The sequence below is a fragment of the Pseudoalteromonas fuliginea genome, assembly GCF_000690055.1.
GTDB lineage: Bacteria > Pseudomonadota > Gammaproteobacteria > Enterobacterales > Alteromonadaceae > Pseudoalteromonas > Pseudoalteromonas fuliginea.
This window is the reverse complement of record NZ_JJNZ01000049.1, coordinates 16,577-34,880: the sequence shown is the minus strand read 5'-3', so window position 1 is coordinate 34,880 and position 18,304 is coordinate 16,577. Positions and strand designations below refer to the sequence as shown.

The 18,304-nt window shown below is 39.2% G+C and carries 16 protein-coding genes and 1 pseudogene; 12 read left to right on the top strand and 5 right to left on the bottom strand.

From position 1 onward, the window contains the following. Nucleotides 1-74: 74 nt before the first annotated feature. The gene (locus DC53_RS06655; protein WP_033030805.1) at nt 75-701 is read left to right on the top strand and encodes a DUF2971 domain-containing protein; all 627 of its coding nucleotides are present in this window, start codon (nt 75-77) and stop codon (nt 699-701) included. 10 nt (nt 702-711) lie between these two features. Beyond that, nucleotides 712-1,403: pseudogene (locus DC53_RS0120610) on the top strand (hypothetical protein). Nucleotides 1,404-1,560: 157 nt separating this feature from the next. On the opposite strand, the gene DC53_RS06660 reads toward DC53_RS0120610, so the two are convergent. Then, on the bottom strand, nt 1,561-2,193 hold the full coding sequence (locus DC53_RS06660) for an RpiB/LacA/LacB family sugar-phosphate isomerase (RefSeq protein WP_033030803.1): 633 nt from the start codon (nt 2,191-2,193) through the stop codon (nt 1,561-1,563). 414 nt (nt 2,194-2,607) lie between these two features. Between DC53_RS06660 and DC53_RS06665 the strand changes: the two genes are divergently transcribed. Further along, nucleotides 2,608-3,105 carry a (2Fe-2S)-binding protein gene (locus DC53_RS06665; RefSeq protein WP_002958127.1) on the top strand — a complete coding sequence of 166 codons (498 nt, stop codon included), beginning with the start codon at nt 2,608-2,610 and terminating at the stop codon, nt 3,103-3,105. Further along, on the top strand, nt 3,102-5,363 hold the full coding sequence (locus DC53_RS06670; protein WP_033030801.1) for a xanthine dehydrogenase family protein molybdopterin-binding subunit: 2,262 nt from the start codon (nt 3,102-3,104) through the stop codon (nt 5,361-5,363). The genes DC53_RS06665 and DC53_RS06670 overlap by 4 nt, the downstream gene beginning before the upstream one ends. Before the next feature lie 63 nt (nt 5,364-5,426). Here DC53_RS06670 and DC53_RS06675 read toward each other — a convergent pair whose 3' ends face one another. Then, on the bottom strand, nt 5,427-5,624 hold the full coding sequence (locus DC53_RS06675; protein WP_002958133.1) for a CsbD family protein: 198 nt from the start codon (nt 5,622-5,624) through the stop codon (nt 5,427-5,429). A gap of 285 nt (nt 5,625-5,909) precedes the next feature. Here DC53_RS06675 and hrpB point away from each other — a divergent pair, with 285 nt between their 5' ends. Further along, on the top strand, nt 5,910-8,336 hold the full coding sequence (hrpB, locus tag DC53_RS06680; protein ID WP_033030799.1) for an ATP-dependent helicase HrpB: 2,427 nt from the start codon (nt 5,910-5,912) through the stop codon (nt 8,334-8,336). Nucleotides 8,337-8,427: 91 nt separating this feature from the next. Continuing rightward, nucleotides 8,428-8,892, top strand: coding sequence for a nuclear transport factor 2-like protein (locus tag DC53_RS06685; RefSeq protein ID WP_033030797.1), 465 nt, complete (start codon nt 8,428-8,430; stop codon nt 8,890-8,892). Between the two features lie 54 nt (nt 8,893-8,946). Here the strand turns inward: DC53_RS06685 and DC53_RS0120605 are convergent, their stop codons facing one another. Next, nucleotides 8,947-9,378: an alpha/beta hydrolase-fold protein gene (locus tag DC53_RS0120605; RefSeq protein ID WP_050484150.1), complete on the bottom strand. Its 432-nt coding sequence runs from the start codon at nt 9,376-9,378 to the stop codon at nt 8,947-8,949. A gap of 184 nt (nt 9,379-9,562) precedes the next feature. Between DC53_RS0120605 and DC53_RS06690 the strand changes: the two genes are divergently transcribed. From DC53_RS06690 to DC53_RS06700, 3 genes are read left to right on the top strand one after another with little or no spacing between them, the layout of a single operon-like run. Then, nucleotides 9,563-10,678 carry an HDOD domain-containing protein gene (locus tag DC53_RS06690; RefSeq protein WP_033030795.1) on the top strand — a complete coding sequence of 372 codons (1,116 nt, stop codon included), beginning with the start codon at nt 9,563-9,565 and terminating at the stop codon, nt 10,676-10,678. A 15-nt stretch (nt 10,679-10,693) separates the two neighbouring features. After that, entirely contained in the window at nt 10,694-11,245 is a 552-nt protein-coding gene (locus tag DC53_RS06695) for a heme NO-binding domain-containing protein (RefSeq protein WP_033030793.1), read from the top strand. Beyond that, entirely contained in the window at nt 11,238-12,212 is a 975-nt protein-coding gene (locus DC53_RS06700; protein ID WP_033023292.1) for a sensor histidine kinase, read from the top strand. Before DC53_RS06695 ends, DC53_RS06700 begins: the two co-directional genes overlap by 8 nt. Before the next feature lie 55 nt (nt 12,213-12,267). Here the strand turns inward: DC53_RS06700 and DC53_RS06705 are convergent, their stop codons facing one another. Beyond that, complete coding sequence (locus DC53_RS06705; protein WP_007376172.1) at nt 12,268-12,483, bottom strand: hypothetical protein; 216 nt, start codon at nt 12,481-12,483, stop codon at nt 12,268-12,270. A 171-nt stretch (nt 12,484-12,654) separates the two neighbouring features. Between DC53_RS06705 and DC53_RS06710 the strand changes: the two genes are divergently transcribed. The 3 genes from DC53_RS06710 to DC53_RS06720 all read left to right on the top strand — a co-directional run bounded on the left by DC53_RS06710 (nt 12,655) and on the right by DC53_RS06720 (nt 16,734). Continuing rightward, on the top strand, nt 12,655-14,562 hold the full coding sequence (locus DC53_RS06710) for a DUF1800 domain-containing protein (RefSeq protein WP_033030792.1): 1,908 nt from the start codon (nt 12,655-12,657) through the stop codon (nt 14,560-14,562). 10 nt (nt 14,563-14,572) lie between these two features. Beyond that, nucleotides 14,573-15,913, top strand: a complete 1,341-nt coding sequence (locus tag DC53_RS06715) for a DUF1501 domain-containing protein (RefSeq protein WP_033030791.1) — start codon at nt 14,573-14,575, stop codon at nt 15,911-15,913. Nucleotides 15,914-16,020: 107 nt separating this feature from the next. Then, a complete protein-coding gene (locus tag DC53_RS06720; protein WP_008136981.1) occupies nt 16,021-16,734 on the top strand; it encodes a DUF1499 domain-containing protein in 714 nt (237 codons plus the stop codon). A gap of 118 nt (nt 16,735-16,852) precedes the next feature. Here the strand turns inward: DC53_RS06720 and DC53_RS06725 are convergent, their stop codons facing one another. Further along, on the bottom strand, nt 16,853-18,136 hold the full coding sequence (locus DC53_RS06725) for an MFS transporter (RefSeq protein WP_081824575.1): 1,284 nt from the start codon (nt 18,134-18,136) through the stop codon (nt 16,853-16,855). Nucleotides 18,137-18,304 lie beyond the last annotated feature (168 nt).

Below are 18,304 nucleotides of genomic sequence, written 5' to 3'. Positions count from 1 at the left end.
AAAGTTCGTGATCTTGCCCTGGGTTTTTATTCAGGAAAATATTCTTTTCTAAAAATAATAGGATAATAGATTAAATGAAGCTTTATCATTACATGGATGAGGTATTTGGCTTAAAAAACTTATCAAATAGGAGGGTTAAGGCCTCAACTTTTGACAATTTGAATGATCCTTTTGAGTTATTAGGTATCGAAACTAGTACACCTTATATACGTGCAAGCTTAAATAGGATGAAACTAGATGTTTCAAGAAAATTTGGAATATTGTGCTTTAGTAAAATTTGGTCAAACCCTGTTCAGTGGGCTCATTATGCTAATAATCACAAGGGCATATGTGTGGAACTTGAGCTATCTAACAAAGAGGATGCTCAAGAGGTAAAATATTATTCTGAAAGGTTTAAAAGTAATTTAATAGATGATCAAAACTTCCCACTAAAGTTATTACTTTCTAAATTCAAACATTGGGAATATGAAAAAGAATATAGAACAATTCGGGGCCTTAATAACTTTGAAAAAGAAAATGATCTTTATTTTCAGCCATTCAATGAGGATATGAAACTATCTAAAATAATTATTGGATGCCAGTCAAAGTTAACTAGAAGCGATCTAGAGAAGTCCCTCTGCATTCAGGATAGAGGTGTTGAAATTATATATGCTAGAGCTGCTTTCAAGTCATTTAAGATTGTTAAGCATCAGAATAAATAAAGGACTATAAATGAAATATCTAAGCCACACTCTACTGTGCCTATCTCTACTTTTTACATCTAGCACATTTGCTCTTGAGCAGGAGTATCACGAGAGCGTTCTACCTGTTTTAAAACGCATGATAAAACTGCGATTGCAGCACTTATTCGCTACCCGCTAAAACGACGATACCCCATACCTGACATTAAAAATGAAGCTGAGTTTATTAACCGCTTTGATGAGGTTTTTAATGATGAGTTATTAGCAGTTATTGCCAGTTCAAACATTAATACTGATTGGGAGAAAGTAGGTTGGCGCGGCATTATGCTAAATAACGGCGTTATGTGGGTTGATACCGGCGGTAAAATTATCGGTATAAATAGCGGAACATCTAAAGAGCAGACACTTGCAAAAAGCTTAATCGAACAAGGTAAGCAATCTCTGCATTTAAGTGTTAATACTTTTAAAAAACCAGTACTCGATTGGAAAACAGCTAAATACCATATTCGTGTTGATGATTTAGGCGAACATAATTTTCGGTATGCAGTGTGGGGTATTAATAAAAAGCTTAGTGATAAGCCCAGCATGGCTTTATTAAATGGTGATATTACGTTTGAGGGTAGCGGTGGGAATTACCATTATACTTTTAAAAATTGTCGCTATAGTTATGTGCTACAAGTAGCCATTATTGGCTGCTATTACCTCACTGCCGGTTGGCTTTAGGTCTTAAAGACGTGAGTAGTTGTTATCCCAAGATGATGCAGAAGCTGCTATTAGAGGTATGTAACCTGAACTCTGGATAATAAATCTAAATATCATTATGGTTCAATATATTAGTAAATCTCTTAACCAGAACTCAGGCTATGTGACAATTTTATTATTAAGCTCTAGCTTTAACAAATGCTGCTATTGCTTCGTCTTTACAATGCTTAAAGAAACAATCTTGAAACCGTGAACCGCCAATAGCTTGTTTAATAAGGTCGGGGTCTATCGATTCAAGTGCCTTGAGATAATCTTTAGCTATATCTACTTTTAATTGACTTAAAATACCAGCGTTAGTCACTTGAGATTCTTTACGAACAGCTGGATAACCTTGACCTTTTTCACCTGTAAATGCTTTTTCGAAAATGTATTTTATATTTAGCTCAGCACCCCACCCAAAACCTTTTGCATACGGTAAAGCCAGTGCATTACCATTGTTTATTTGTGCAAATAGATATGCATCAGAAGGGTCAATACAATAACCACATGCAACACCCGGAAAAGCATTGCTAGCCATAAGTGCGCCTTGGCCTGTGCCACAACCTGTTACAACAAAGTCCACAGCTTTAGAGTTAAGCAATAGACTGGCGATAATTCCTAGGTGGATGTATGTTAATCTATGGTCGTTGTCACCATCCATGCCAACATTAAATACCTGATGATCTTGGGCTTTGGCCACAGTATTAAGTTGCTCAAGTACAATAGGGTTTTTTGCTGCTTGACTAAATTCATTCATTAATGCGATTTTCATAGATTTTACCAAATTAATTAATATTAAATTTATTCTACATTCAATTGCCACCGGTGGCAATTGTGGGTTGTCAGAACAGTAATTTATCCATTATAAAGTTTTGGATAGCTACAGTGATGCACTACTTTAGTTAAAATGCTTATAAATTAATAACCTTTCTCAACTCATTTACTTTTCTTGGTTTAGCGTATTGTTGCTCAATTTTACCAACAAGCTGTTTACGGCTACCTAAATTTTATCTAAATTGTGGTTAGTTGGTTGTCCTATTTTTACTAACGTTCTAATAATTAGTATTTTTATAAAATAGATCTAAGTGATAGGCTAAAAGTAGTAAGTATAAAATAGTAAGTAATTAAAAATAGTTCTCGCGCAACAAGGAACCGTCCTTTAAAGCGCTTTGCCAAGGAGTTTAGTATGATCACGCTTACCATTAATGGTAATAAACATGAGTTTTCTGGCGATCCGTCAACGCCAGTATTATGGTATCTGCGAGACGAGTTGAATTTAACCGGGCCTAAATTTGGCTGTGGTATGGCGCAGTGTGGTGCGTGTACTGTGCATATTGATGGGGTAGCTCAGCGCTCGTGTGTATTGCCTGTAGCGGCAGTAGCGGGTCTTTCAATTACGACAATTGAAGGGCTAAGCGAGCAGGGCGACCATCCAGTACAACAAGCATGGGTTGAGCATAAGGTACCGCAGTGTGGTTTTTGCCAGTGCGGTCAAATGATGCAAGCTGCAAGCTTATTAGCTGCAAACCCAACCCCTACCGACGATGAAATAGTAAGTAATATGTCGGGTAATATTTGCCGTTGTGGTACCTACCCGCGTATTCATAAAGCAATTAAATCAGCCGCTAAAACAATGGCGAGTGTTCAATATTTTGACCCAAATGAACAAGGGGAAGAAGTATGAGCCAAGATAACAAATACTTTGATTTAAACCGCCGCAAGTTTTTAAAAACCAGTGCAATAGGTGCGTTAGTACTCGGTACTTATTTTGTAGGCAGTGCGCCAAGAGCGATTGCGGGTGTGTTAGAGCAGCCATCAGAGCAAGCAAAACGCGCAAACTTATTTATTGCACTGCGCCCAGACGGCATGGTTGAAATAACCTGCCATCGCTCTGAAATGGGTCAGCAAATTCGCACCGCGATTGCACAAATTGTTGCCGATGAAATGGAAGCCGCATGGGATAAGGTTATTGTTATTCAGGGTAAGGGCGACCCTAAATACGGCGATCAAAATACCGATGGCTCGCGTAGTATTCGCTACAACATGCAGCGCCTGCGTGAAATGGGCGCAAGTGTGCGTTACATGATGCAGCACGCTGCCGCTAAGTATTGGAAAGTTGACCCGCAGACCTGTACAGCCAATCAACACGTTGTTACACACAGCTCAGGTAAATCGCTTACTTATAAAGATTTAATCGACTTAGCGCTTACAATAACGCCACCAGAAGCTGACAAACTAACACTTAAAACACGCAAAGAATGGCGCTACATTAATACTGGCATGGCGCACATAGATTTAGCCGATTTAGTAACAGGTAAAGCAATATTTGCAGCCGATGTACGCGAACCACAAGCGCTGGTGGCTATAATTGAACGCCCGCCGGTAGTAGGCGGTGTTGTTAAGTCATTTGATGCCAGTGCTACAAAAGCGATAAACGGCGTTGTAGATGTTATTGAAATACCTGCACCAAAAGGCGCGCCGCAGTTTCAGCCAAAAGGTGGCATTGCGATTATAGCTAAAAACACATGGGCTGCATGGCAAGGGCGTAAAGCATTAAAAGTCGTGTGGGATGATGGCAAAAATGGCGATTACAATTCAAAAGAATTTAAAAAGTCATTATTACAAACAGTACAAACTCCACAGGCAAACATACGTGATAAAGGCGATGCCATGGGCGTGTTGGCTAAATCGAGCAATAAACTCGTAGCTGATTATTACGCGCCGCATCTTGCTCAAGCACCAATGGAGCCGCCTTGTGCAACAGCTATGTACAACAAAGACAGTGTTGATATATGGGCTGCCACGCAAAATCCACAAGCCGATATGAAAACAGTGGCGGCAATGCTTGGCATGGATGAGAGCAAAATTAATGTTCACGTTACCATGTTAGGAGGCGGCTTTGGGCGTAAGTCAAAACCTGACTTTTCAGCAGAAGCAGCTTACCTTTCAATGAAAGTAGGCAAACCTATTCGTGTGCAATGGACGCGTGAAGACGACATACAACATGGTTTTTACCATGCGGTTTCGGCTCAGCACATTGAAGCATCGCTAGATAAAAATGGCGCAATAGAATCGTATTTACACCGCACCGCGTTTTCACCAATTACCTCTACCTTTTCAGAAGGGGCGACTAGGCCAGGGAGCTTTGAACTGCGCTTAGGATTTACCGATAATCCTATTAACACACCTAATATGAAGTTAGAAAACGGTGATGCGCAAGCCAAAGCACGAATTGGTTGGATGCGCTCTGTATCAAATATTTTTCATGCCTTTGCTATTCAGTCATTTATTGGCGAAGCAGCGCACAAAGCCGGTCGCGACCAAAAAGACTATTTACTAGACACTATAGGTCCGAGTCGTATTGTTGATGTAACTGAGCAAAATGCCACATACGATAATTACGGTGGCGATAAAGCGGTTTATCCTCTAGATATTGGCAGACTGCGCCATGTTATTGAAAAAGTAGCTGACATAAGTAAATGGGGGCGAGAGCTTCCTAAAGGTCGAGGTTTAGGAATAGCAGCACACAGAAGCTTTTTAACTTACGTAGCTACGGTAGTTGAAGTAGAAGTATCGGATGCTGGCGATTTAAACGTAATTAAATCGTGGGTAGCTATTGATGCGGGTACGGTTGTAAACACCGACACCGTTAAAAACCAAACCCAAGGAGGCTCTATCTACGGAATTACAACAGCAATCAGCGATGGTATTACCTTTGATAAAGGCCGTGTACAGCAAAGTAACTTTCATGATTATCGCGTACCGCGTATGAGTGACTCACCTCTTGAGATTGACGTTGAAATAGTACAAAGTGACGCACCTCCAGCGGGGGTAGGCGAGCCATCTACACCGGTTTATGCGCCAGCATTATGTAATGCTATTTTTGCCGCGTGCGGAAAGCGTATTAGACAGTTACCGATTGGTAACCAATTAAAAGCGTAACTAAATAACCTACAGCTTAAACAAAAAAACCGCCAAATGGCGGTTTTTTTTAGAAGTTAGCGATTAGTGAGTTTTTTCAAACTCATCAACTTCACGCTCTGCTTCTTCTTTAGATTTACCATACTGCTGCTGGATTTTACCCACTAGCTCTGTACGGCTACCTTCAATTTTGTCTAAATCGTCGTCAGTAAGATCGCCCCATTTCTGTTGAGCCTTACCTTTAAGTTCGTTCCAATTACCTTTCATACGATCGCTGTTCATAAGTTTCTCCTTACTTAGATTTAATTAACGTTCAGTATAAAAGGAGCAAAGCGTGTACCAACAAGTTAAATCTTTATTTTATATTAATAATCAGTGTGTTATGTTTTTATTGAGGCAGTAATAATTAATGCTGTGAGCACATCCTTAAAAAATGTACAGAGCAGTCTGTAATTATTTCTGATTATGTAACCCTTAATTAAATCCTTTATAACCACACAGCTTTAGCGGCGCGTTTATTTTTGGTTTTTGTTACAATGCACACAAAGCAATTTTGGGTAAATAGCTGTGCTGCCGGTTCAAGACATATATCAACAACTCGTTACTACATTACAAAGTAATCCTATTACGTTATTACAAGCGCCGCCTGGTGCGGGTAAGTCTACGTGGTTGCCGCTGCAACTAATGCGCGATGGGCATTTTAAACGTATTGTAATGCTAGAGCCTCGCCGTTTAGCTGCACGTAATATTGCCAGTTATTTAGCAAAGTGCCAAAACGAGAGTGTTGGGCAAAGTGTGGGCTTGCGGATTAGGGGCGAGAGTAAAGTAAGCGCTAATACGCGCCTCGAAATAGTCACCGAAGGCATGTTAACGCGCATGTTGCAAAACGACCCCGAATTAAGCGATATTGATTTACTGATATTTGATGAATTTCATGAGCGTTCAATTGCAGCCGATACCTCACTTGCCTTTGCGCTCGAGACCCAAAGTGCGCTGCGTGAAGATTTAACCATTATGCTTATGTCGGCAACTCTTGATACTGAGCGTTATACAGCGTTTTTTGACTGCCCTGTAATTCAATCAAGCGGTCGCAGCTACCCAATAGGCGAAATATACATACCCATAAAAGATGAAAGCCGCTGGCTTGATGCAATTCCTAACATAATAAAACAAGCACTTAATGAGCAAACAGGTAGCGTATTGGTGTTTTTACCTGGGCAGTTTGAGATACTACGCGTGCAACAAGCACTGAGCGATTTACCAAGTAACTGCCAAGTTGCAACGCTATTTGGCGAGCAAGATAAAGCTAATCAGCAAGCTGCTATTGCTCCTGCACCAAACGGCATGCGCAAAGTAGTGCTAACCACCAATGTAGCCGAAACCAGTTTAACTATTGAAGGCATACGCATTGTAATTGACAGCGGCAAGCGCCGTGCAGCCACCTTTAATTTAAAAACAGGGGTTACAGAGCTCACAACACAAAGTATATCGCGCTCATCTGCTGTGCAGCGTGCAGGGCGTGCAGGACGTATAGAGCCGGGCATTGTTTATCGAATTGGCTCAAAGCAAACCTTTGAGCGACGTAATAGCCACGACAATCCCGAAATACTCACATCAGACATAAGCCAGCTTATGCTTGAGGCAAAGCAGTGGGGAGCCAGTATTGATGAGCTAACCTTGCTCGATAAGCCCACTGAGCAGCAATGCGAACAAGCAAGTAACCTGCTTAATATGCTTGAAGCTATTGATAGCAAAGGTAAGCTCACACCGCTTGGCAGTAAAATGTTAGGTTTTGGTGCTGATATTCGTTTGGCGCATATGCTATTAAAAGCACAAATACTTGATGACCAACTCCCTGGTATTTTTAGGCTCGCTATTTATTTAGTGGCATTACTTGAGAGCCGAGTAAATAGCGCAAACGAGTTGAGTTTAGCGCTGCATAGCCAGCAGCAACGTCCGCATCCGGTATTTAAACAACAGTTAAAATATTGGCAAAGCCGCTTAAAAGTAAAAGACGAAAACAGCGAATTAAATACGCATTATATTAGTTTGCTAGTGGCATTGGCATACCCCGATCGCATCGCTAAAAAACGCGGTAATGGTTACCTACTTGCCAATGGTGCAGGTGCTGAGTTAAATGCAGATTACTGGCACAACGACGATTACTTAGCTATAGCAACCATGGGCGGGCACAAAGGCGGGCGTATATTTACAGCCACCGCGCTTAACCCATTTGAGTTACAAGAATTTTTACCGCATTTATTTAGTGAACTTACTCGTTGTGAGTTTGATGAAAAATCAGCGCGCTTTATTCATCAAGATGAAGTAAAGCTCGGGGCTATAACGCTCAGCAGCCAGCCTAGTAAACAAAAACTAGATAAGGGCGAGCGCGCTAAAGCGTGGCTTAACTTATTTGCTAAACACGGTTTTGCATTATTTAACGAGCAACCTGATGCGCAACAATTGCTGATACGTATGAGCCTAGCAAGTAATTTAATGCCCGATAAATTCCCGCAAATAAACGAGCAACAACTTATTCAAAATGCAGCGCAGTGGCTAGGCGTGTTTTTAGAAGATATTAAAACGCTCACGCAGCTTAAAAAGTTTAACTACTTTGAAGCATTACAAAACTGCTTTGATTGGCAACAACAAACTACGTTAAAAGCTTTATTACCTCTGCGCTTAACGGTGCCCAGTGGCTCAAATATAAAGATAGAATACCAACTTGATGGCCCCGCAAAGCTAAGTGTGCGTATGCAAGAAGTTTATGGCTTGACCAGTACGCCTAAGCTTGCCAACGGTAAATTGCCACTGCTTATGGACCTGCTATCGCCAGGTAAACGCTCATTGCAACTTACTCAAGATTTAGCCCACTTTTGGGCTAGCAGTTACCGCGATGTGCAAAAGGAAATGAAAGGTCGCTACCCTAAACATTTTTGGCCAGACGACCCCGCTAATAGCGTTGCAACCAACAGAGTGAAAAGCAAAATGTAGGTGTTAATTCACTTAAAACTGATTTTGTTTGATTATTGAACTTACTAAGGTAATGTACCTATAAAATATTTTTAGCTACAGAGAATAGTCAATGAGGTTACTTTTAACATTAGGTTTGGCTTTAGTAACTGCTTTTTCGGCGAATGCTGAAAAGCCACTCGACTTAAATGCGTTTGCGCAGCAGTATTATAAAACAATGACCGCCACACAAGCACCTAACGCAGGTGCTAAAGAGCTTGAGGCTTATCTTGCATTGTTAACCGATGATATTGGTAATCAGCATATTCCGTATCAACCGGATGACTCACGTACTCCTGATGGCAAAGAGCAGATGCGCAAAGGTATGAGTTTTTACTTAGGTGCACACACGTTGTTTGAAAGCACACTGCTTAATACATTTGTGTTTAACGATACAGGCTTTGCTATTCGTTATAAGAATTTTGCAAAAGGTATTCACCCACAAAGTAAGCAGCCAATAGAATACACCTCCACAATGATGGAAGTAATCGAAATTGAAAACGGCAAAGTGGCGATGATCCGCAAATACCATGAATAATACTTAAAGTCTTATAAGCATTTTTATTAATTACTTTTTTGGATGGTAGTTAATCTATGTAAAAGCGTCGTATACAGCTAAATGCAGAGTATCGGCGTGATCTAGGTTTTTAAAATAGCCTAATTTCACTTGGCTTTTATTACCAAAAATAGGCGCTGTTTCCTTATTCAATCGCCTTGCTAAGCCTTCCATTAATTCACCTTCTTTACCAATGCCAATATAAACCGATTGAGGAAACGATTGTGGATCAAAAGGGCTATTTAGTAATTCATTATCGGCCCACCATAAGCTTGAGCTAATTATTACGTAATAATTAAAAGTTGCAGAGTGATTAAATAAAATATCGCTTGAAAGCAGACCAGCTAATGATTGACCAATTAAAGTATTTGTTGAGTTGGAACGGTATGTTTTATTAATCAGTGGGCGAAGCTTGTCGTTTATAAAACTAATAAAAAAGGTGCTATTAAAAATATCTTTTTCATTCAATCTATTTAACCGGCTGGTTTAACATTAATTGTGCAGTAATTAAGTATATCCTATCAGAGCTCAATGGCTTTATCTTAATCCTATGAATCTCTAATACGATTAGGCCCTTTTCGTTTTATGTCTATTTGTGAATTTATACTACGCTTTGATTAGAAATTAATACGTTATAGCGAAGGTATAGTGAATGCATGAGCAAAAAATAAATATACTTTTAATTGATGATGACGAATTACTATTACGTGCACTAGCAAAAACGTTGAGCCGCTTATGTGCAAATGTAACTGTAGCCTGCTTACAGTTACCTAATGAATTTGAACGCTACATAGGAAGTAATAAAACACCCGACATTATTTTTTGTGATTCTATGATGCCACTTTCTTCAGGGCTTAAAGTACTAGAGCACGCTAAAGCGATCTGTCCTACAGCCTTAAGGTGTTTATTTACCAGTGATTTAAGTAGTAACTATCAACTACAAGTTAACAACACAATCCACTTTCATCTTGTAAAACCTTTTACACAGAAACATTTAGTAGCGGTGCTAGACAGCGCTAAGTTATTAAAATTACTTCCTATTCATGCTCCTCATCGCGTTATTTTAGGGCAGCTTTCAGACTTGCCATTTTTAGGTGTTGTGACTCAAAACTTATTAAGTGAGTTAAACAAAAATGAGCCAAACATTTCTATTTTAGAAAATAATATTAGCCACGACCCTGTATTAACGGGAAAAGTTTTGCAGGTAGCCAACTCCGCATTTATGGGGTTTGATAGTCAAACTACAAACTTAAAAGAGGCGATTATAAGAATTGGTTTAGTTAGTTTAAAGGCGATTGTGGTTTTTTCTGAATTGTCTCAACAATTACTTAATAAGGCTAAGCAAGAGACGCTTAATGAGTTAATTAATAAAGGATATAAAAAAGCAAGTATGGCGCAATCGCTCGCTAAGTATTTAAAGCAAGATAGGCAAACACAGTTGTTTGCATTTGCAGTTGGTTTGCTTAGTGTTATTGGTGAATTAGCTGCTATGTGTATTGTGCAAGATAACGAAGATGAAAACGTGCCTAAGTACGCTCTTAGTGCCTACTTATTAGCGCTTTGGGGGTTTGAAAAGTCAATTGTTAGGGCGCAGTTACTGGATGATTTACCTGTGGATGAGGGGATATCATTAACTGTTATTCATATGATTGTTGAGCATGCTTATTGCCAGCAAGTAATTGAGTTTAATCAAACTGAATATGACTTTATTGATGATTTGAAAATACTAGAAGATGTACAACAATGGTTTTTAAGTTTTAAAAAGTGATACACGAGGGGATGTATGAAAGGTGTTATTTTTAGAGGACTTGAAGCCCTCGTTATTGAAAAGTGCGGCATGGCTGCGTGGGATGATTTACTTGAAAAAAATGCACCTAGTGATCGTATTTATATTTCAGCAGAAAGCTATCCAGATGAAGAAATAGTGGGGTTGGCGCAAGATGTAGCTGATGCTTTATCTATGTCTATGCCTGATGTTTTAAAGGCATTTGGTGAGTATTTATTTGGCCACTTAAGGGGCCGGCACCCTACAATAGTTGAAAACTTTAATGGGTTTGCGGACTTAATTATGGGTATCGATAAGGTGATTCATGTTGAAGTTGCAAAACTATATCAAGAGCCAAATTTACCAGAAATTAAAGCAGAGCTTATTGAAGATGGATTTATTTTGATGCATTACTATTCCAAAAGGCAGCTGTGCATGTGCGCTGAAGGGCTTATTTTTGGTGCAGCCTCTCATTACGGTATTGAGGTGGCGCTAAATCATGTTGAATGTATGCATAATGGTTTTGATAAATGTGTAATTGAAGTTAAATATGAGATTGGCAATGAGTGAAGATACCCACAACTACAAAAAAGCATACCTTCGTGAAAAAGCAGCAAGAGATGAACTAGAGATGCTACTTGAGGATAAAACACGCGCATTATTTTGTGCAAACCAAGATCTTGAAGAAAAGCTTAACATGTTAAAAAATCAGCAGGTTACTCTTATGCAAAGTGAAAAAATGGCTACTTTAGGGACGCTATCGGCAGGTGTTGCCCATGAAATAAATAATCCACTGGCATATGTAACAAGTAACCTTGAAAGTATTAAATTTTTTAAACCTACGCTGATAGCATTAATGACTGTTGCAAAACAATATATTAATAAATCAATATCTGCTGCAGAGATGGAAACATTACTAATAAAACTTGATAAAGAAAGTGATATTGATTTTATTTTAGATGATCTAGATGAACTATTAAATGATACGCATGAGGGATTACAGCGAATTGCGGCAATTGTTAATAACTTACTTAATTTTGCTAGACCTAAAAATAATTCCATGGCTATGGCTAATATTAGAGAGTCGCTAGAGGGGGCTATTAAGTTACTCGCTAATCAATTAAAAACATGCAACATAACGTGTTCGGATGATGAATTACCATTAAGTTATTGTAATTTGTCGGCAATTAATCAAATCTTCGTAAACCTTTTACTAAACGCTAAATATGCCTGTGATTTAGTACAAGACCAGCAAGGAGAAATTCTTGTTAATTTATTCTCAGACGAGAAAAATATCTACATTGAAGTGTCCGATAATGGCTGCGGAATGGATGAAAAAACAGTCAATCATATTTTTGAACCATTTTACACTACAAAGCCTGTAGGTGAGGGAACTGGAATGGGAATGGCTATTGTATATAACGTATTAAAGGAACATAAGGGATCTATAGAAATTGAGAGTGAGCTTAATAAGGGCACTCTAATGCGTTGTATATTACCCATAATAACACTGCCAGACTCATCTCTAGCGTGTTAAAAGTAATTAACGTATTTATATTTAATAAATTACGTATGAGAGGGGTTTTGTTTACTTATATTTCTTTACCTGCGTGTCGCTCAGCTAGGTCATCAAGTTCTGCAATAGTGTAATCAAACCCATTTTCGTCATACTCATAGCTTACTTTTACACTGTCGCCACCATTAAAAAGACGAGTTTTTACATCGTTAACAGACCAATTTTTTAGTTCATGTGAAAATCGGTTGGCAACTTGTGAAGATTCAAAACGATAGCTAATTTCTGTTTTCATAAATAATAAAGCCCAGGCTAATTTAAACCACCGTATTTTTTGTGTTTTTGAGGGTTAGTCAAGTTTCGGTTACAAAAAATAAAGGGTTAAATTGTAAATTTTGTGTTTCAATAAATGCATCAAACTCGGTACATGGTAATGTACCTTTATTAAAAGACGATGACGACTTTCATGCATTATAAATATTTTTTGATGGCAAGCTCAGTTTTGCTACTAAGTGCTTGCGGTGGTTCAGGCTCAGATGATACGCCAACTATTAACGGAAATGAAATTCCTATTTTATCTGTGGCTAATATTCCAAGCGATATAACCAAAAGCCAAACTATTGAATTAACTGCAACAGCGAGCGATAACGACGGCACAATAACAAGTGTGATCTGGGAGCAAACTGCTGGTCTTAAGGTACTTGATGAGCCAATAGCTGCTAACTCTGTGATAATAAATATTCCTTCAGCATTGAGTTATTCACCAAAAGAGTATGCCTTTAATGTAACTGCAACGGACAACGAAGGTGCTATTGCAGTTAAAACGGTAAGTTTTATTGCCAGAAACGCGATGGATGAATTTGCTGCTGCACGTTTGCTACACCAAGGTAGTATGGGGCCAACACTTAATGAAATACGCAAAGCCCAAGGGTTAAGTGAGCAGCAATGGCTTGAAAGCCAAATAGCATTGCCAATTGAATACCACCGAAGTTATTTAGTCAAAAGTCCGGATCAAGATGACTTTAGATATATCAACCGTATTGATGGTTGGTGGAAGGCGACCTTGCGCAGTGACGATCAGCTTCGCCAGCGCGTTGCATTTGCATTGAGCGAGATATTAGTGGTGTCGGATGCCAACAGCAGCTTAAGCTCTCAACCAGAAGGAATGGTTACCTACTACGATTTACTGCTTAAAAATGCATTTGGTAATTACCGGGAGTTACTAGAGGATGTCACGCTTTCGCCAATTATGGGGACTTATTTAAGCCATTTAGGTAACGAAAAAGCAGATGATGCACTTAACATTCGTCCAGACGAAAATTACGCACGTGAAGTAATGCAGTTATTTACCATTGGGCTTGAAGAGCTAAATAAAGATGGCAGCGCAAAGCTTGATGCCCAAGGGAATACCATTGCCACTTACGGGCAGTCTCAAATTGAAGGCTTTGCACGGGTATTTACTGGTTGGACGTTTGCCGATAGTGAAACGTTTAAACGCAAAAGCCGTGATTATATTAAACCAATGCAAGCATTTAGCGAATACCATTCAAGTAAACAAAAAGTACTTTTAAATAATGAAGTAATCCCTGAGGGCTATGGGCCAGAGGAATCACTGCAAATAGCACTCGATAATTTATTTAATCACGCCAATGTAGCACCATTTATTACTAAGCAACTAATTCAACGATTAATTACATCAAATCCAACCCCTCAATATATTGAGCGAGTGGCTAATGTGTTTAACGATAATGGCGATGGTGTGCGTGGGGATTTAGCGGCTGTCATTAAAGCTATTTACTTGGATGACGAGGCTCGTCATTTTGGCAGTGTTTTAAGCTATCAAGGAAAAGTTAAGGAGCCCTTACTAAAAACAGTACAATTTTGGCGAAACCTTGATGCAAGGTCTTTAGAAGGGGAGTATAGAACATGGAATTTAATAAATAATTATGGGCAGGGGCCAATGCGTTCGCCATCTGTATTTAACTTTTTTAGACCCGATTATCAGCCAGCTCAATTACGCAGTGATGAGTTAGTCGCACCGGAATTACAAATAGCGGGTGATACTACATTAATTGGCACTATGAACGAGCATTTCTCAGGTTTAGTATGGGGAACTGCAGAAGCACGTGATGATTTAAATCCCAAAGAGTTATATGTTTATATCAAGAGCGATATGAGCTTTTTAAAAAGTAACGGGGTAGGTGCCTTACTTGAACAGTATAATGTTTTATATTTTGCAGGTTCAATGAGTGCTGATACGCGCCAAGCATTGCTTGATTTAGATGCATACTTTAATGATGCCGAATATCGAGAACGGGTATCGTATTTACTTTACATAATTGCTATTTCACCTGAATTTAATTTGCAGTATTAGGAGAGACATAATGAGCATAAATAGAAGACAGTTTTTGTCGTTATGTTTAAAAGGCGGTGTGTCGGCGGCCGCGCTAACAAGTTTACAACTGCAAGCATTAACGGGGTCAGTAAATGCGATTGAGCTGGGGGATTACAAAGCGTTGGTGTGTGTGTTTTTATATGGCGGTAATGATTCACTTAATATGCTAGTACCATTAGAAGGTGAGCAACGTAGCTTGTATGAACAAAGTCGTCAAAACCTTGCTGTTTCGACGCCTATAGCACTTAATAGTGCAACTAATTTTGCTGGTGGAGTTGGGCTGCATCCTTCGCTTGCGCCTATTAAAAGGGTGTTTGATTCGTCTAATCTAGCGTTTGTTGGCGGCCTTGGAACTTTACTCTCACCTACTACTCTCGATGATTATAAAAATAAAACAGTGACGATCCCCAAACATTTGTTCTCGCATAATGATCAGCAGGCATCATGGATGTATGGGCGTGAAAAACAGTCGTTAAATAGTGGGTGGGGCGCACGTTTACTTGAGCGCTTAGAGCAGCAAGATCAGTTTGCCGCTAATATATCGCTTGATGGTACAAACCTTTGGCAAACGGGTAATCAAACAAAAGCATTTGCACTTAATAAAAGCGGTATAAGTAAAATTAATGCATTTAGTGATTATAAGCCGCGCATGGAACATGTAACTACTATAATGAACCGGATTATGAGTAATACAGTTCATCCCCTCAGTAGTGCTTACGCTGATAGCTTCAAGTCGGCGATTAATAACACCCAAGCGATGAATAATGCGCTAGAAACAGCGCCAGCGTTAATTACTTCATTTAGTGATACAAGTTTATCGGAGCAGTTAGCAGCAGTTGCTAAAACAATTAGCGTGCAGTCAAAATTAAGTACTCAGCGCCAAGTGTTTTTTGTGTCTATGGGCGGGTTTGATACCCATGATAATCAGCTAGATACTCACCCTGCATTGCTAAGCACATTAGCCCAAGGGCTTAGTGAGTTTGATAGTGCGATGAAAGAGCTTGATATGGCAGATAAAGTGACTGCGTTTACTATGTCTGATTTTGGTCGTACGTTGACCTCAAATGGCGATGGTACTGATCATGGTTGGGCAGGGAATCAAATAGTAATGGGCGGCGCAGTAAAGGGTGGCGATATATATGGTGAGCTTTTAACTCAGCATTTAGATGGCCCACAAGATACCAGTGGCGGGCGTTTAATTCCAAGCGTTGCAAATGAGCAGTACTTTGCCACATTGGCTCAGTGGTTTGGTGTGCCGAGCTCTGAGCTTGTTGATATTTTTCCTAATTTAAGTAACTTTGATCACACAACATTGGACTTTTTTGTGTAATTAGTCGCTAATAGTAATCTAAAAGCACTTATAGGCAGTATAAGCTACTCGTTAATAGCGTTTATCTGTTTAATAATAAAAATCACACATAATAAAGGAATCATAAAATGAAAATTTTAGTGAGCTTAGTTAGTTTAATTGCCTTTTTGCTGGTCGTTCTGCCTGGGCCTTTGTACAAATTTGGTATTGTAGAACTAGGAACTGCATTTACAGGCTTTCGATTTGGCGTTTATGCAGGTGGCGCTGCACTTGTGCTACTTTTAATACAGATAATCTTTATGCGCAAAACCGTGACATTTGGTAGTGCAGCTATTGCGGTTGTATTTTCAGCAGTGGCTATAGCAATGCCTTTAAATATGATGAACACAGCTAAAAGTGTGCCGCCAATACATGATATTTCTACCGACTTAGTTAACCCCCCTCAGTTTGTAGCTATTGCACCACTTCGTGTTGATGCGCCAAACCCAGTTGCCTATGCAGGCGAAGAAACCGCAATTGAACAACGCAAAGCTTACCCAGAACTTGCAACGCTTAGTTTTGCTCAATCTAAAACTGATTTGCTTGAAGCTACAGAGCAAGCAGTGAAAAACTTGGGTTGGGAACTTGTTAACACAGATACAAGTTTAGGTCTTGTAGAAGCGACTGATACAACAACATGGTTTGGTTTTAAAGATGATGTCGTTGTCCGCATTAACGATGAAGGCAGTGAACGTTTTGTCGATATTCGTAGTAAGTCGCGAGTAGGACGTAGTGATTTAGGCAAAAATGCACAGCGCATTCATACATTAATTAATGAGATAAATACTGAGCTAACAAAATAACGCAGTTTAGTTAAAATATAAAATTAAGCCCAAACGTTGTTTGGGCTTTTTTGTGTTTATTATTTAAAACTCAGCTTAATATCAATTCGCCTAATTAATCCCTCAAATTGATTAAGTATTATTGTGGATTGCTATAACTGGCGGCTTGCGCTGTTGGTTGCTGTTTATTTAGTTGTAAGTAACTTAGTAGCCACATCCCCAAACCACCTAAAAATAATGCAGCTGCTACGTAACCTGTTTGATTAGGTGCAGCACCCTGTGCTATTGCAATTCCACCGACCCAAGGGCCTATAGCATTGGCAGTATTAAATGCGCACTGTACTAAGGCGCCAATCATAGCGTGGCCTTCGGGGGCGACGTCCATTAAAAGCGTTTGAATCAGCGTAGCCAAGCCCACACTGCAACCAATAAAGAAGATCACAGCATAAAGAGCCCAAATATTATGGCTTGCCGTTACATAAGCAAAGGCAAATACAATGGTACATACAAGTGCAAGACCAGTGGTTTTAATTGCAGATTTATCGGCTGCTTTACCCAGTACATAGTTACCGAGCGTACAACCGATACCAAACATTACCATTGCGATAGAAATAGTATACGGGGCTGTTTTTGTTACCACTAATATGGTGTCGGCAATGTAAGTATAAATACAAAACACCCCACCAAAGCCAATAATTACAATACCTAAAATAGACCAAACCAGTTTATTTTTAAGTACGCCAAACTCGTTTAGTAAGTTAGAGGGTTTAGCGTTATCGATATTTGGCACTACTTTATAAACAAAAATAAAAGCAATAAATGCAAGCACTGCAGCGCCGGCTAAACAATACCGCCAACTTAAATTTTGACCTACAAGTGTAACTACGGGCACACCAACAATAGTAGCCACAGTTAAACCCATAAACACCTTAGACATAAAGCTAGCACGCTTACCTTTTGGGGCAATATCCGATGCTAATAAAATAGCTGCGCCAAAATATGCACCATGAGGTAAACCACTTAAAAATCTGAATATTACAAGTTGCTCAAGCGACGTTGCCATCGCGCTTAACCCGTTTGATATAAACATTAAGCTTATAAAAATGAGCAATGCTTTGCGCTTTCTCATATTAGCAGTTGTTAGCATTAAAATAGGCGCGCCCACTACAACACCAATGGCGTAAGCACTAATTGCATAACCACTTTGTGATGGCGTTGAACCAAATGTTTCGCTAATCAGTGGCAGCATAGGCATCATCGAAAATTCAGATAATCCTAAAATAAATGTACCGAGCGCTAATACAAGTAAAATAGCGGTTCTGTTAAGTTGACTAGATGCCGACGTTACATCTGATGTCATAAAAAATCCTTTGAAATTGATGTGAAATACATAGATAAAAGCAACAGTAAAATATGTAAAAATATTATATAGGCTAGATTCTGTTTATCTTTCGAGATTGAATTTAACTGCAGTATATTTTTTAGGCAAGACAGAGCTTTTTAGTGTGATTATTCCCTCATGGATGTAGGTAAAAGGTGTGAGCAGAACGCTGAAGCTTTGCTCTGTTTTTACTTAGCCCACTAGGTTACA

Bases quoted from the DNA above. Each gene is read 5' to 3' on its own strand.
- DC53_RS06675 (WP_002958133.1), bottom strand. From the start codon at position 5,624: ATGAACAGCGATCGTATGAAAGGTAATTGGAACGAACTTAAAGGTAAG.
- DC53_RS06665 (WP_002958127.1), top strand. From the start codon at position 2,608: ATGATCACGCTTACCATTAATGGTAATAAACATGAGTTTTCTGGCGAT.
- DC53_RS06685 (WP_033030797.1), top strand. From the start codon at position 8,428: ATGAGGTTACTTTTAACATTAGGTTTGGCTTTAGTAACTGCTTTTTCG.
- DC53_RS06695 (WP_033030793.1), top strand. From the start codon at position 10,694: ATGAAAGGTGTTATTTTTAGAGGACTTGAAGCCCTCGTTATTGAAAAG.
- DC53_RS06715 (WP_033030791.1), top strand. From the start codon at position 14,573: ATGAGCATAAATAGAAGACAGTTTTTGTCGTTATGTTTAAAAGGCGGT.
- DC53_RS06720 (WP_008136981.1), top strand. From the start codon at position 16,021: ATGAAAATTTTAGTGAGCTTAGTTAGTTTAATTGCCTTTTTGCTGGTC.
- DC53_RS06710 (WP_033030792.1), top strand. From the start codon at position 12,655: ATGCATTATAAATATTTTTTGATGGCAAGCTCAGTTTTGCTACTAAGT.
- DC53_RS06670 (WP_033030801.1), top strand. From the start codon at position 3,102: ATGAGCCAAGATAACAAATACTTTGATTTAAACCGCCGCAAGTTTTTA.
- DC53_RS06690 (WP_033030795.1), top strand. From the start codon at position 9,563: ATGCATGAGCAAAAAATAAATATACTTTTAATTGATGATGACGAATTA.
- DC53_RS06700 (WP_033023292.1), top strand. From the start codon at position 11,238: ATGAGTGAAGATACCCACAACTACAAAAAAGCATACCTTCGTGAAAAA.
- DC53_RS06655 (WP_033030805.1), top strand. From the start codon at position 75: ATGAAGCTTTATCATTACATGGATGAGGTATTTGGCTTAAAAAACTTA.
- DC53_RS06660 (WP_033030803.1), bottom strand. From the start codon at position 2,193: ATGAAAATCGCATTAATGAATGAATTTAGTCAAGCAGCAAAAAACCCT.
- DC53_RS06705 (WP_007376172.1), bottom strand. From the start codon at position 12,483: ATGAAAACAGAAATTAGCTATCGTTTTGAATCTTCACAAGTTGCCAAC.